Source organism: Antarcticirhabdus aurantiaca (assembly GCF_009765365.1).
Taxonomy (GTDB): domain Bacteria; phylum Pseudomonadota; class Alphaproteobacteria; order Rhizobiales; family Rhizobiaceae; genus Antarcticirhabdus; species Antarcticirhabdus aurantiaca.
In genome coordinates this window covers 172,235-184,219 of the sequence record NZ_VTOM01000003.1, presented here as the reverse complement: position 1 = coordinate 184,219, position 11,985 = coordinate 172,235, and the positions used below count along the sequence as shown (strand labels likewise).

At 69.6% G+C, this 11,985-nt stretch carries 10 protein-coding genes; 4 read left to right on the top strand and 6 right to left on the bottom strand.

The features are described from left to right. Positions 1-8: 8 nt before the first annotated feature. On the bottom strand, positions 9-635 hold the full coding sequence (gene pgsA, locus FZN60_RS04760) for a CDP-diacylglycerol--glycerol-3-phosphate 3-phosphatidyltransferase (protein ID WP_158871624.1): 627 nt from the start codon (positions 633-635) through the stop codon (positions 9-11). A 205-nt stretch (positions 636-840) separates the two neighbouring features. Between pgsA and FZN60_RS04755 the strand changes: the two genes are divergently transcribed. After that, complete coding sequence (locus FZN60_RS04755; RefSeq protein ID WP_158871622.1) at positions 841-1,242, top strand: DUF805 domain-containing protein; 402 nt, start codon at positions 841-843, stop codon at positions 1,240-1,242. Positions 1,243-1,264: 22 nt separating this feature from the next. Here FZN60_RS04755 and uvrC read toward each other — a convergent pair whose 3' ends face one another. Then, complete coding sequence (gene uvrC / locus FZN60_RS04750; protein WP_158871620.1) at positions 1,265-3,433, bottom strand: excinuclease ABC subunit UvrC; 2,169 nt, start codon at positions 3,431-3,433, stop codon at positions 1,265-1,267. Positions 3,434-3,744: 311 nt separating this feature from the next. Here uvrC and FZN60_RS04745 point away from each other — a divergent pair, with 311 nt between their 5' ends. Next, positions 3,745-4,407, top strand: coding sequence for an outer membrane protein (locus tag FZN60_RS04745; RefSeq protein ID WP_158871618.1), 663 nt, complete (start codon positions 3,745-3,747; stop codon positions 4,405-4,407). A gap of 225 nt (positions 4,408-4,632) precedes the next feature. Here FZN60_RS04745 and FZN60_RS04740 read toward each other — a convergent pair whose 3' ends face one another. From FZN60_RS04740 to FZN60_RS04730, 3 genes are all read right to left on the bottom strand, one after another. After that, positions 4,633-5,229, bottom strand: coding sequence for a glutathione S-transferase family protein (locus FZN60_RS04740; RefSeq protein WP_158871616.1), 597 nt, complete (start codon positions 5,227-5,229; stop codon positions 4,633-4,635). 71 nt (positions 5,230-5,300) lie between these two features. Further along, positions 5,301-5,831 carry a hypothetical protein gene (locus FZN60_RS04735; protein WP_246726591.1) on the bottom strand — a complete coding sequence of 177 codons (531 nt, stop codon included), beginning with the start codon at positions 5,829-5,831 and terminating at the stop codon, positions 5,301-5,303. A gap of 92 nt (positions 5,832-5,923) precedes the next feature. Further along, positions 5,924-6,772 carry a 23S rRNA (adenine(2030)-N(6))-methyltransferase RlmJ gene (locus FZN60_RS04730; protein WP_158871614.1) on the bottom strand — a complete coding sequence of 283 codons (849 nt, stop codon included), beginning with the start codon at positions 6,770-6,772 and terminating at the stop codon, positions 5,924-5,926. A 140-nt stretch (positions 6,773-6,912) separates the two neighbouring features. Here FZN60_RS04730 and FZN60_RS04725 point away from each other — a divergent pair, with 140 nt between their 5' ends. After that, the gene (locus tag FZN60_RS04725) at positions 6,913-8,019 is read left to right on the top strand and encodes an alkene reductase (RefSeq protein ID WP_158871612.1); all 1,107 of its coding nucleotides are present in this window, start codon (positions 6,913-6,915) and stop codon (positions 8,017-8,019) included. An 82-nt stretch (positions 8,020-8,101) separates the two neighbouring features. Continuing rightward, positions 8,102-10,210: a molybdopterin oxidoreductase family protein gene (locus FZN60_RS04720; protein WP_158871610.1), complete on the top strand. Its 2,109-nt coding sequence runs from the start codon at positions 8,102-8,104 to the stop codon at positions 10,208-10,210. 35 nt (positions 10,211-10,245) lie between these two features. Here FZN60_RS04720 and FZN60_RS28575 read toward each other — a convergent pair whose 3' ends face one another. After that, positions 10,246-11,973, bottom strand: a complete 1,728-nt coding sequence (locus FZN60_RS28575; protein ID WP_199266484.1) for a hypothetical protein — start codon at positions 11,971-11,973, stop codon at positions 10,246-10,248. Between the last annotated feature and the right edge of the window lie 12 nt (positions 11,974-11,985).

Sequence of the window (11,985 nt, the reverse complement as noted above, 5' to 3'; positions counted from 1 at the left end):
GAAACGCGTCAGTCCTCGATGTGACGCAGGCCCGCGCGGAAATAGTCGTAGCCGGTATAGAGCGTGATCACGGCGGCGATCCAGAGGAGCACGAGGCCCGTCTGCGAGACGATCGGGATCTCGGCGCCGGTGGCCGTGGCGGAGACGAGGAAGTAGTGGGCCGCGAGGTTGTCGGCGGCGGGGCCGGCGAGCAGGAAGGCGATCGCCAGCATCTGGATGAAGGTCTTCCACTTGGCGACGCGCGTCACCGGCACGGAGACCTTCAGCTCGGCGAGGTACTCGCGAAGGCCGGATACGAGGATCTCGCGGCACAGGATGATGATGGCGGCCCAGAGCGTCCAGCCGGCAATGGTGCCCTCGGCCGCGAGGAGCAGGAGCGCGGCGGCCACCAGCAGCTTGTCGGCGATCGGGTCGAGCATGCGCCCGATGGTCGAGGTCTGCTGCCAGATGCGGGCGAGATAGCCGTCGAGCCAGTCGGTGACGCTGGCCGCGACGAACAGGCCGAAGGCCCACCAGCGGGCATAGTCCGGGCTGCGCAGCGTTCCCTCGATGAAGAAGCAGAGCACCACGAGCGGAACGGCGACGATGCGCGCATAGGTCAGGATGTTGGGAAGGCTGTACGCGCGCGATGCCATGAAGGGTGTCGTCCGGTGGGGGTCTCGGCCGCGCCTGTTCAAGACGCTGGCGGGGCTCGCGTCAACCGGCTGCCGCTGCGACCGCCTCGACAAGTCGTTGGATCAGTGCGGAGCCCGCCTCTTCGGCACTCCTTAATCATCGCCGCGATCGTGGCGCTCGCCGTCCCGTTGTGCCTGCTAGGATGCGGCCATCGGAGGGTCCTGCATGAACGACGTCTGGTGGTGCCTGTTTTCGTTCCGCGGCAGGATCGACCGCATGCCCTATTTGCTGGGCAGCATCTTGTGCCTGCTCGTGTCCGCGATCCTGGAGCCGATTATCAGGGATGCGTATCTGGGCGATCGCACGCACTGGATCGGCTACGAGCTGAGCCTCGCTATGGCCAAGGCCGACCTGACCGTGGCCGCCGTCACGCTCTGGCCCAGCCTCGCCCTGCAGGTGAAGCGGGCGCGCAGCATCGGCTTCCCCATCTGGTTCCTGTTGGTGATCCTGGCCGTCACCGGGATGCTGATGCTTCTGGTTCCCACCCTCGGCATGCTGGCCGCGGTCGTCGTCGCTGCGGTGCACCTTTTCGCGCCCCGGGACTTCGCGAGGGCGCGATTCGCCTGATCGGAAACCGGGCGCACGCCCGTCACCCCTCGCGGAAGTGGTCGTAGATCGACTTCGCCATGGCTTCCGAGATGCCCTCGACGGATTTGAGATCGGCGAGGCCGGCTCGGGCGACGGCCTTGGCGGTGCCGAAGTGGTGGAGGAGGGCACGCTTGCGAGCGGGGCCGATGCCGCCGATCTCGTCGAGCGGATTGGCGACCATCTCCTTCTTGCGCCGGGCGCGGTGCGAGCCGATGGCGAATCGGTGCGCCTCGTCGCGCATCCGCTGGATGAAGTAGAGAACGGGGTCGCGCGGCGGCAGCGAGAAGGGCTCGCGGCCCGGCACGACGAAGCGCTCGCGGCCGGCGTCGCGGTCGACGCCCTTGGCGACGCCGATCGTGATGACCTTCTCGGCGAGGCCGAGCTCGTCGAGGATCGCGCGCACGGCCGAGATCTGGCCCTTGCCGCCGTCGATGAGGACGAGGTCGGGCCAGGCCGGCATGGCCTCGTCGGCGAGCGCGACGTCGGTCTCCGCCTCGATCTCGGCGGCGGCGTCGACCTCGGGTGCCGCGGCCTCGGCCGGGGCGTCGATCGCGTCGCCGTGCTCCTTCAGGAGGCGCGAGAAGCGGCGGCGCATGACCTCCTTCATCATGCCGAAGTCGTCGCCCGGCGTGATGTCGGTGCCGCGGATGTTGAACTTGCGGTACTGACTCTTGGCGAAGCCCTCCGGCCCCGCCACCACCATGGCGCCGACGGCGTTGGTGCCCATGATGTGGGAGTTGTCGTAGATCTCGATGCGGCGGGGCGCGCGGGGCAGGCCGAAGGTCTCTTTCAGGCCTTCGAGCAGCTTGCCCTGCGTCGAGGTCTCGGCGAGGCGGCGGCCGAGCGCCTCGCGGGCGTTGCCGGCGGCGTGGTCGACGAGGTCCTTCTTGGCGCCGCGGGCGGGGACGGAGATCTCGACGCGGCGACCGGCGCGCGTCGCCAGCGCCTCGGCGAGGAGCGGGCGGTCCTCGATCTCGTGGCTGAGGAGGACGAGGCGCGGCACGGGCTTGTCGTCGTAGAACTGCGCGACGAAGGCGCCGAGGACGTCGCCCAGCGCCAGCGACACGTCGGCCTTGGGGAAGTAGGCGCGGTTGCCCCAGTTCTGGCCGGTGCGGAAGAAGAAGACCTGGATGCAGATGGCGTCGCCCTGGCCGTGGATGGCGAAGACGTCGGCCTCCTCGATGCCTTGCGGGTTGATGCCCTGGTGGCTCTGGATGTGGGCCAGCGCCGAAAGGCGGTCGCGGTAGACGGCGGCGCGCTCGAAATCGAGCTCCTCGGACGCCGCCTGCATGGCCTCGGCGATGCCCTGCTTCACCTGTGTCGAGCGGCCGGACAGGAAGCTCTTCGCTTCCTCCGTGAGGGTCCGGTAGTCGTCGAGCGAGACCTCGCGCGTGCAGGGACCCGAGCAGCGCTTGATCTGGTAGAGGAGGCAGGGGCGCGTGCGCGTGGAATAGACCGCGTCGGTGCAGGTGCGGATCAGGAAGGCGCGCTGGAGCGCGTTGATCGTGCGCGTCACCGCGCCGGCCGAGGCGAAGGGGCCGAAGAAGGAGCCCTTGCGCGAGCGGGCGCCGCGGTGCTTCAGGATCGCCGGCGCCTCGTGCTCGTCCGAGATCAGGATGTAGGGGAAGGACTTGTCGTCCCGCATCAGAACGTTGAAGCGGGGGCGCAGGCGCTTGATGAGGTTGGCTTCGAGAAGAAGCGCCTCGGTCTCGGTGCGCGTCGTCACGAACTCCATGTGCCGCGTTTCGCGGATCATCCGCGCGATGCGGTTGGTGTGGCCGGTCGTGCGGGTGTAGCTGGCGACGCGCTTCTTCAGCGACTTCGCCTTGCCGACGTAGAGCACCTCGCCGGCCTGATCGAACATGCGGTAGACGCCCGGCTGGAAGGGCAGCTTCTTCACGTAGGCCGCGATCAGCTCGGCGCCGGTCAGGCTGCTCGCCTCGGCGCCTGCGCCTCCGTCCGACCAGTCGATGGCGGCGAGGCGCGCGGCGGCCTCGTCCGGCTCGCCGGCGGCGACCGCGTCGTCGGCGTCCTCGGCCTCGTCGTCGAAGCTCGGATCGATGTCCGGCTGGGGAGCCTCGATCTCCGGAATGTCGTCTTCGCCGGCCGGGCGGGCGGCGAGCGCCCGTCCGCTATGCCTGGAGAATCGCTGCGGCCTCGACCGGCCCATGCGGCACGTCCTCGAATGCTTGCGTCCGGCTCCGCCACGGGCCGGCCTGTCCGTTGATTCCCATATAGGATTCTTCGCCGCCGCTTTGCACCGGGCCTTCGCGTCGCGGCGGCGGCCGTTGCCGGACGGGGTCGCGCGCCGACTGTGGCGGGCGTGCAACGCGTCTTCAGAATCCGTTAGGGGTTGCGACCCGATGAAGCCTCAACCTGTTGTGCGACGGGCGATCACACCATCTCACGAATGTATCGGCCCTGAAGCATTCGCGTGAAGACAGGTGTAGGATGCGGTCGAAAGGTGATGGAGTGCATCGGATGCGTGTCTTGAAGGTTCTGCCCATTCTCGCGGTCCTGTCCGCCGGAACGGTGGCGCCGGCGCTCGCCGCCGATCTCGTCGAGCCGGCGGCGCCGATGGATGCGACGGCGACCGGCGCGAGCCCGGTCTATATCTGGTCCGGCCCCTATGCCGGCGCCTTCGTCGGCTACAATTCCACGCGGTTCGACCAGAGCGGCGGCGCGGACTTCAAGGGGGACGGCTTCGTCGGCGGCGTCTACGGCGGCGTGAACGTCCAGAACGGCAACTTCGTCTACGGCATCGAGGCGGACGTGGGCGGCGGCGGCTTCGACGCCAGCGGCGACAACGCGGCGCTCGGCCTGCCGATCGAGGGCGACAACAACATCTTCGGCTCGCTGCGCGGACGCGTGGGCGTGGCGATGGATCCGTTCCTCGTCTTCGCCACGGGCGGTCTCGCCGTGTCCGAGCAGGAACTCACGCTCGGCGGCGCGTCCGACACCCAGACCGCCGTCGGCGCGACGGTCGGCGCGGGCGTCGAGGGGCAGATCACCGACAACATCACCTCGCGCATCGAGTACCGCTACTCCAACTTCGGCGACCAGACCTTCGATCTCGGCAACACGAGCATCTCGTCCGGCTTCGACGAGCACTCGGTGCGGGCGGGCGTGGCGCTGAAGTTCTGAGGCGGAACGACCGACCCTGAGGGGGGGCGCCGAACGCTCGCCCGCTTGCGGGAGAGGGTGAGCGGCGAAGCCGACCGGGTGCGGGTGCGGGTGTCGGCAGCATGAGCGGCCGATGACAAATCAACGTCGCGTCCGCGATGAACCACCCTCATCCGCCTGCCGGCACCTTCTCCCGCCAGCGGGAGAAGGGAGCAGCGTCTGCGTCGGTTCTCGTGTGAGCGGACGTCAGCCCGCGCTCTTCAGATCCGCATAGGCCGGGAAGGTCTGCGCGAACGCGCCGATCCAGGTCGTCAGCGCCGGGTGATCCGACTCCCAGCGGCCGGCGAAGCGCAGGCTCATCCAGCCGAGAAGGCCGGCGACGGCGAAATGGGCGATGTTGGGCTCGGGGGCGAGCGTCGGAACCTCGCGCTCGAGCACGGCGAGGCCGCGCGTCGCCTTGGCCCACTGCCGGTCGACCCACGGCTGGTGCCGCTTGTCCTCCGGGCGGAAGCGGTTCTCGTACACCGTGAGGATGGCGCCGTCGGTGACGCCGTCGGCGGTCGCCTCGATGCGGCGGGCCTTCAGCCACTCCGCGTCGGTTTGGGGAATCAGGAGGTTGCCGCTCAAGCGGTCGAAGTACTCGACGATGACGCGGCTGTCGTAGATCGACTCGCCGCTGTCCAGGATCAGCGTCGGGATCTTGCCGAGCGGGTTGACCGCGAGAAGCTCGGCGGGATCGGCCGTGGTGTCGACGATCGTCGTGTCCAGCGGGATGCCGACGTGGTGCGCGGCCATGCGCACCTTGGCCGCGAAGGGGGAAGCGGGCGAGTAGAGAAGACGCATGAGGAGGCTCCGATTCGGGTCCGGAGCCGAGGCTTAGCCGATCCGGCCGCCCGCGCGAAGCGAGCGGAGGTTCAGTGCGGCAGGAACCGGCGGCTGTCCGAATCCTCGATGCGGCGCAGCGACTGGCACTCGGCGCCGTAGATCCGCCAGCGATCCAGGCCGACGACGCAGCCCTCTGCCCGGAAGCCGAGCGTCGTCTGCGACAGGAGGCCGACATAGCCGCCGATCGCGGCGAGCCCCATCGGGAATTCGATGATGTAATAGACCGGGCGGCGATGACCGTCCGAGATCAGCGCCTGGGCGTGGCACCAGCGCCGCTCGAAGGGCCGGGCCTCGTCGATGCGGGGCAGGTAGCCGCGCTCGCGCATGTCGCTGAACTCGAGGATCGAGAGCGGCGTGCGCAGCATGTTGGGCGCGCCGTATTCGAACTGATCCTCGATCTGGGCGAGCACGCGGGCATCGTCGCAGAAGGGCAGGTTCTGCGTCACGCGAAGCTGCTCGCGACGCGCGATCGGATCCGCCGCCTGGGCCGGCGCGAGCGCGACGAAGGCCGAGACGGCGGCGAGGGCGCTCGCGAGCAGGGTCTGGATCGGGCGGCGCATGGAGCGGGTCCTTCGAAAGCCATCGGCGGCGGGCTGGCGGAACGCGCGCCCGCGATTTGCGGACAGGATAGTTCGGATCACCCGGCTTTGCATCAGCCGCGCTCGGGCGAAACGCGCTCGATCCTGCTCGTTGCGCGTCCGGTGTTGCCGAAAATCCCTTCAAACAGGCGCAAGGCGCGCGTCGCGTCCGCTTCGAAGGTGAAGGGCGGGTTCACCACGGCGAGGCCGGTGCCGACGAAGCGCTCGTCCGGGCCGGGCGCCTCGCGCAGGAACTCGGCCGCCACGATGTCGGGAACGCCGCTTCCGGCGAGCGCGGCGAGAAAGGCGTCGCGCTCGGCCAGGCGCTTGATCGGATACCACAGGGCGTAGATGCCGCCCGCCCAGCGCGCCTGCGCCTTGGCGAGATGGGCGGCGATGCGGTCGAACTCGCCCGGCTTCTCGAAGGGCGGGTCGACGAGAACGAGGCCGCGCTTCTCCTTCGGCGGCAGGTGGGCGCCGAGCGCCAGCCAGCCGTCGAGCTCGATCGCCTTCACCTGGACGTCGCCGGCGAAGAGGGCGGCGAGGCTTTCCGCGTCAACGGGATGCAGCTCGTAGGCCGAAAGGCGGTCCTGGCGGCGCAGGAGGCGCCGGACGAGAAGCGGCGAGCCGGGATAGGCGAGAGGGGGGTCGGCGAGCGCTTCCGGCCCCAGCGCCTCGCGATAGGGCGCGAAGACCGGGTCGGCCGATTCGGGCGCGGCGAGGAAGCGCGCGATGCCCTCGCGGTACTCGCCGGTGCGCCGCGCCTCGTCGGAGGCGAGGTCGTAGAAGCCGCGGCCGGCATGGCTGTCGAGGACGCGGAACGGCTTCTCCTTGCGCTTGAGGTAGTCGACGATGAGGCACACCAGCGCGTGCTTGACGACGTCGGCGAAGTTTCCCGCGTGGAAGGCGTGGCGATAGTTCATCGAACGGTCCGTCGCGGTGTCGGCATCGAAAACACTGCGTTCATCGCCTTTACGACCGCCCGCCCGCAGCCCATCTCGCAGGCCGCACATGAATTTGCTGCGCCGCGAAGCCGGCCGGCCTTCCCAGAGGACTTGTTCGAGTGACCCATTCCAAACTCTTCGAACCCTTCGACCTCGGCCCGATCCGCCTCGCCAACCGCATCGTCATGGCGCCGCTGACCCGCTCGCGCGCGACGAGCGACGGCGTCGTCAAGGACATGCACGTCACCTACTACGCGCAGCGTGCCGAGGCCGGGCTGATCGTCACCGAGGCGACCAATATCACGGTCGAGGGCCGCGGCTATGCCTGGACGCCCGGCATCTACACCGAGGAGCAGGTCGCGGCCTGGCGCAAGGTGACGGATGCCGTCCATGCCAAGGGCGGCAAGATCGTGCTGCAGCTCTGGCACGTCGGCCGCATCTCGCATCCCGACCTTCAGGAGAACGGCGCCAAGCCCGTCGCGCCGTCCGCGGTGACGCCGAAGGGCCAGGCCTTCACCGAAGAGGGCTTCAAGCCGCACGAGGAGCCGCGAGCGCTGGAGCGCGACGAGCTGCCGCGCGTCGTCGCCGACTACGTGAAGGCGACGAAGAACGCCAAGGCCGCCGGCTTCGACGGCGTCGAGGTGCACGCCGCGAACGGCTACCTCCTCGACCAGTTCCTGCGCGACGGCGCCAACAAGCGCACCGACGACTACGGAGGCTCGATCGAGAACCGCATCCGCTTCCCGCTGGAGGTGGTCGACGCGGTGATCGCGGCCTGGGACGCGCAGCACGTCGGCATCCGCATCTCGCCGGTGACGCCGGCCAACGACCTGACGGACTCGTACCCGCAGCTGGTCTTCGACCGCTTCGTGGAGGAGCTCGGCAAGCGCAAGCTCATGTATCTCCACGTCGTGGAGGGCCAGACCGGCGGCTCGCGCGACCTGCCCTTCGATTACGCCAAGCTCCGCCAGGCCTTCGGCGGCGTCTACATGTCGAACAACGGTCTGACGCGGGAACTGGCGGAGAAGGAGCTGGAAGCCGGCGAGGCCGACCTCGTCTGCTTCGGCCGGCCCTTCATCGCCAATCCCGACCTCGTCACCCGCCTTCGCATCGGCGCGCCGCTGGCGGAGGGCGACAAGGCGACCTTCTACGGCGGCGACGAGAAGGGCTACATCGACTATCCCGCGCTGACGGACGAGGAGAAGCGCCAGGCCGAGGCCGCCTGAGGCGTCTCGATCGGATCGAACAAGAAGGCCGGGCTCGACGCCCGGCCTTTTGCGTTTTCGCCGGCGGGGCTAGAAGAGTTCCATGAACAAGCCCTTCTTTCCGCACACCGCCCATTCGGCCTGCCCGCACGACTGCCCCTCGACCTGCGCGCTCGACATCGAGGTGCTGGCGGCGGATCGGATCGGCCGGGTGCGCGGGGCGGAGGAGAACAGCTACACGGCCGGCGTCATCTGCGCCAAGGTCGCGCGCTACGCCGAGCGGCTGCACCATCCCGGCCGGCTCCTGAAGCCGATGCGGCGGCTGGGCGCCAAGGGCGAGGGCGCCTGGGGCGAGATTTCCTGGGAGGACGCGCTCGACCTTGTGGCGGAGAGGTTCGTCGCAGCCGAGCAGCGGCACGGGGCGGAGGCCGTCTGGCCCTATTTCTACGCCGGGACGATGGGCCTCGTGCAGCGCGACGGCATCAACCGCCTGCGCCACGCCAAGCGCTATTCCGGCCAGTTCGACTCGATCTGCACCAACATGGCCTGGACGGGCTGGGTGGCGGGCGCCGGCACGCTGCGCGGCAGCGACCCGCGCGAAATGGCCTCGAGCGACTGCATCGTCATCTGGGGCACCAACGCGGTGGCGACGCAGGTCAACGTGATGACCCACGCCGTGCGGGCCCGGAAGGAGCGCGGGGCCAGGATCGTCGCGATCGACATCTACGACAACGCGACGATGCGCCAGGCCGACATGGCGCTGAAGCTGCGGCCGGGCACGGACGGGGCGCTCGCCTGCGCGGCGATGCACGTCGCCTTCCGCGACGGCCATGCGGACCGCGACTATCTTGCGACCTACACCGACGATCCGGCGGGGCTCGAGGCGCATCTGGCGAGCCGCGATCCGGCCTGGGCGGCGGGGATCACCGGCCTGTCGGTCGACGAGATCGAAGCCTTCGCGCGGTTGGTCGGCACGACGCCGCGCACCTTCTTCCGCCTCGGCTACGGCTTCACGCGCCAGCGCAACGGCGCCCCGGCCATGCACGCGGCGCTGTCGCTTCCCGCCGTGCTCGGCTCCTGGCGGCACGAGGGGGGCGGGGCGTTCCACTCGAACTCCGACATCTTCCGGCTCGACAAGTCGGAGATCATGGGCGCGCTCGACCGCGATCCGGGCGTGCGCCACCTCGACCAGAGCCGGCTCGGACCGGTGCTGACGAACGAGCCGGACGCGCTGTTCGGCGGGCCGCCCGTCACGGCGATGCTGGTGCAGAACACCAACCCGGCCAATGTCTGCCCCGAGCAGCGCAAGGTGCGGGCGGGACTGATGCGCGACGACCTCTTCGTCTGCGTTCACGAGCAGTTCATGACGGATACGGCCAAGCTCGCCGACCTCGTCCTGCCCGCCACCATGTTCCCCGAGCACGACGACATCTATCGCGGCGGCGGGCAGAACCACATCCTCCTCGGCCCCAAGGTGGTCGAGCCGCCGGAAACGGTTCGCACCAACCACTTCGTGGTGGAGGAACTGGCCAAGCGCCTCGGCGTCGCGGACCGGCCGGGCTTCGGCAGGACGGAGCGCGAGCTGATCGACGCGATGCTGCTGACGAGCGGGCGCGGGACGCTGGCGGAGCTGGAAGCGGGGCGCTGGATCGACTGCCAGCCGGACTTCGCCGACGCGCACTTCCTGAACGGCTTCGCCTGGACGGACGGGAAGTTCCGCTTCAAGCCGGACTGGGCCGGCATGGCCGCGCCGAACCGGCCGCCGCCCTCGATGGGCCTCCAGGGACCGCACGACCGGCTCGGCGGCTTTCCCGACCACCTGGCCGTCATCGAGGAAACGGATGCCGAGCATCCGTTCCGCCTCGCGACCTCGCCAGCGCGCCAGTTCCTGAACTCGACCTTCGCGGAAACCAAGGGGTCGAGGACGCGGGAGGGCCGTCCGGAGGCGATGATCCACGTCGAGGACGCGGAGCGGCTGGGGATCGCCGAGGGCGACGTGGTGGCGCTCGGCAACGCGCGCGGCAGCGTGCGCCTGCACGCGAAGGTGACGGACGTCGCCAAGCCCGGCGTCGTGATCCACGAGGGGCTTTGGGCGAACGGCGACTTCCTCGACGGGGAAGGCATCAACGTTCTGACGGGCGCTGACCCGGTCGCGCCCTTTGGGGGCGCGGCGTTCCACGACAACAAGGTCTGGATGCGACGGGAGGGGTGAGGGGGCATGTCCCTCGGCCCTCCCGCCGATCGGGCTCAGGGCTGCTGGGGCGCGCCGTCGTCCTGTTGCGTCGCGCCGCCATCCTGTTGCGGATCGAGCGTCATGCCGTCGTCGGCGTAAGGATCGGCCGCGCCGTCGTCCGTCGCAGCCGTATCCGGCGGAACGACCTGGTTGCCGTTGACCAGAACGGCGCCGTCGGCCTTGGTCTCGACGTTCCAGCGCAGGCGACCGTCCGGCAGGGTCTCCGCGAAGCCCTTGGCGAAGTTCAGTCCGCCGACGGCGCTGTAGGCCTCGTTAGTGCCGACCTTCTGGAGATTGGCGATGATCACGTCGATGCCGCGGGCCGTCACGATCGAGCGCGTCTCGGCCTCTTCGGGGCCGGTGATCTCGATCGTGCTCTCGTAGGTGATCTCGTAGTCCTTGCCGCGCACGTGCCCGGGATCGACGAGGATGGTCGGCAGGTTGTTCGCGAAGCTCGCCGACATGGCTTCCGTGGCGGAGGCCGGGAAGATGTCGGGATTGTTCAGGTCGAACTCGCGGATGGCGATGTCCACCGGCGTCTTCAGGTCGACGTCGCGCACCGTGAAGGACATGCGCAGATCCTGCGGCAGGAGCGCGATGGCCCAGTCCGGCGCCATGGGCGAGGACACGTTCAGGCCCTCGACGTCGAAGCGCCAGGTGTAGCTGCCGCCGCCCGAAATGCCGTCGAAGGAGAAGGTCTGGCCGGCTGAGCGCATGTCGCCCGCGCCGAAAGGCGTGGTGACCTTGAGGTCGCGCACCACGTAGTCGCCCGACAGGTTGCGCCAGAGCGGCAGCACGGCCTGGAGATGGCGGCGCAGATCCTCCTGATCGGCCTTGAACTTGTCGCCGGTGGAGTCGATGCGGCTGACCGCGAAGGCCCAGAGGTCGAGGATGGCGCGGGTGCGCGTCGCCTTGGCATCCGCGGCGAGCTTGACCTCGCCCATGTCCATGCCGATCGTCATGGCGGGCATGCCGGTCGCGGGATCGGGCTGGGTCTCGATCGTCTGCTTCATCGACGCGATCGTCTGGTCGGTGCGCAGGTCCGCTTCGCCGACGCCGGTCGGCCGGGCCTCGGTCGTGTAGGTGATCGCGCCGAAGGTGGCGTCGCTCTTCCCCGTCGGATCGTCCTGGCGCACGGTGCCGCCGCCGGCGCGGCCCTGGCCGCTGGTGAAGGTGCCGAGCGCGGGCGACCAGACGCCGGTGAAGGTGCTCTCGGGAATGTCGTAGAAGAGGCTGTTGCGCTGGCCTTCGACCACGGCCGCGGCGTCGATGCGCAGCGGATCGTTGGCGGAAACGTCCCAGTCGCCGTCCGCCCGCTCGGCCACCAGGATGGTGTAGGGCGAGATCGTGAACTGCCCGAAGCTCGGATCGACGTCCGCCAGGAGCCGCCCCGCGTCGATGCCGATGCGGAAGCCCGAGCCCTCCTTGGCGACGGTGATGACGCCCTTGTCGAGGAGCTGCTGGCTGACATAGGGCGCGAGGGCTTCGTAGAACGCGAGAGCCTCCGGGTCGGTCGGGGGCGGCACGGGCGCGGTCGGCGCTGCGGCCGCGGCGGGCGCAGGAGGAGCCGGCGGGGCGGGAGGCGCAGGCGGCGCGATGGCGGGCGCCTCGTCTTGGTCCAGCGGGTCGGCGATGGCCGGCTTCTTGTCCAGCGACTGGGCGAAGACCGCAGATGCGCCGGGCAGGGCGAAGGCCAAGGTCAAGGCGAGGGCGGTCGATCGGCGGAGCGTCGTCAGGCGCATGCTGGAGCTTTC

Bases quoted from the DNA above. Each gene is read 5' to 3' on its own strand.
- FZN60_RS04745 (WP_158871618.1), top strand. From the start codon at position 3,745: ATGCGTGTCTTGAAGGTTCTGCCCATTCTCGCGGTCCTGTCCGCCGGA.
- pgsA (WP_158871624.1), bottom strand. From the start codon at position 635: ATGGCATCGCGCGCGTACAGCCTTCCCAACATCCTGACCTATGCGCGC.
- FZN60_RS04755 (WP_158871622.1), top strand. From the start codon at position 841: ATGAACGACGTCTGGTGGTGCCTGTTTTCGTTCCGCGGCAGGATCGAC.
- FZN60_RS04740 (WP_158871616.1), bottom strand. From the start codon at position 5,229: ATGCGTCTTCTCTACTCGCCCGCTTCCCCCTTCGCGGCCAAGGTGCGC.
- FZN60_RS28575 (WP_199266484.1), bottom strand. From the start codon at position 11,973: ATGCGCCTGACGACGCTCCGCCGATCGACCGCCCTCGCCTTGACCTTG.
- FZN60_RS04720 (WP_158871610.1), top strand. From the start codon at position 8,102: ATGAACAAGCCCTTCTTTCCGCACACCGCCCATTCGGCCTGCCCGCAC.
- uvrC (WP_158871620.1), bottom strand. From the start codon at position 3,433: ATGGGCCGGTCGAGGCCGCAGCGATTCTCCAGGCATAGCGGACGGGCG.
- FZN60_RS04735 (WP_246726591.1), bottom strand. From the start codon at position 5,831: ATGCGCCGCCCGATCCAGACCCTGCTCGCGAGCGCCCTCGCCGCCGTC.
- FZN60_RS04730 (WP_158871614.1), bottom strand. From the start codon at position 6,772: ATGAACTATCGCCACGCCTTCCACGCGGGAAACTTCGCCGACGTCGTC.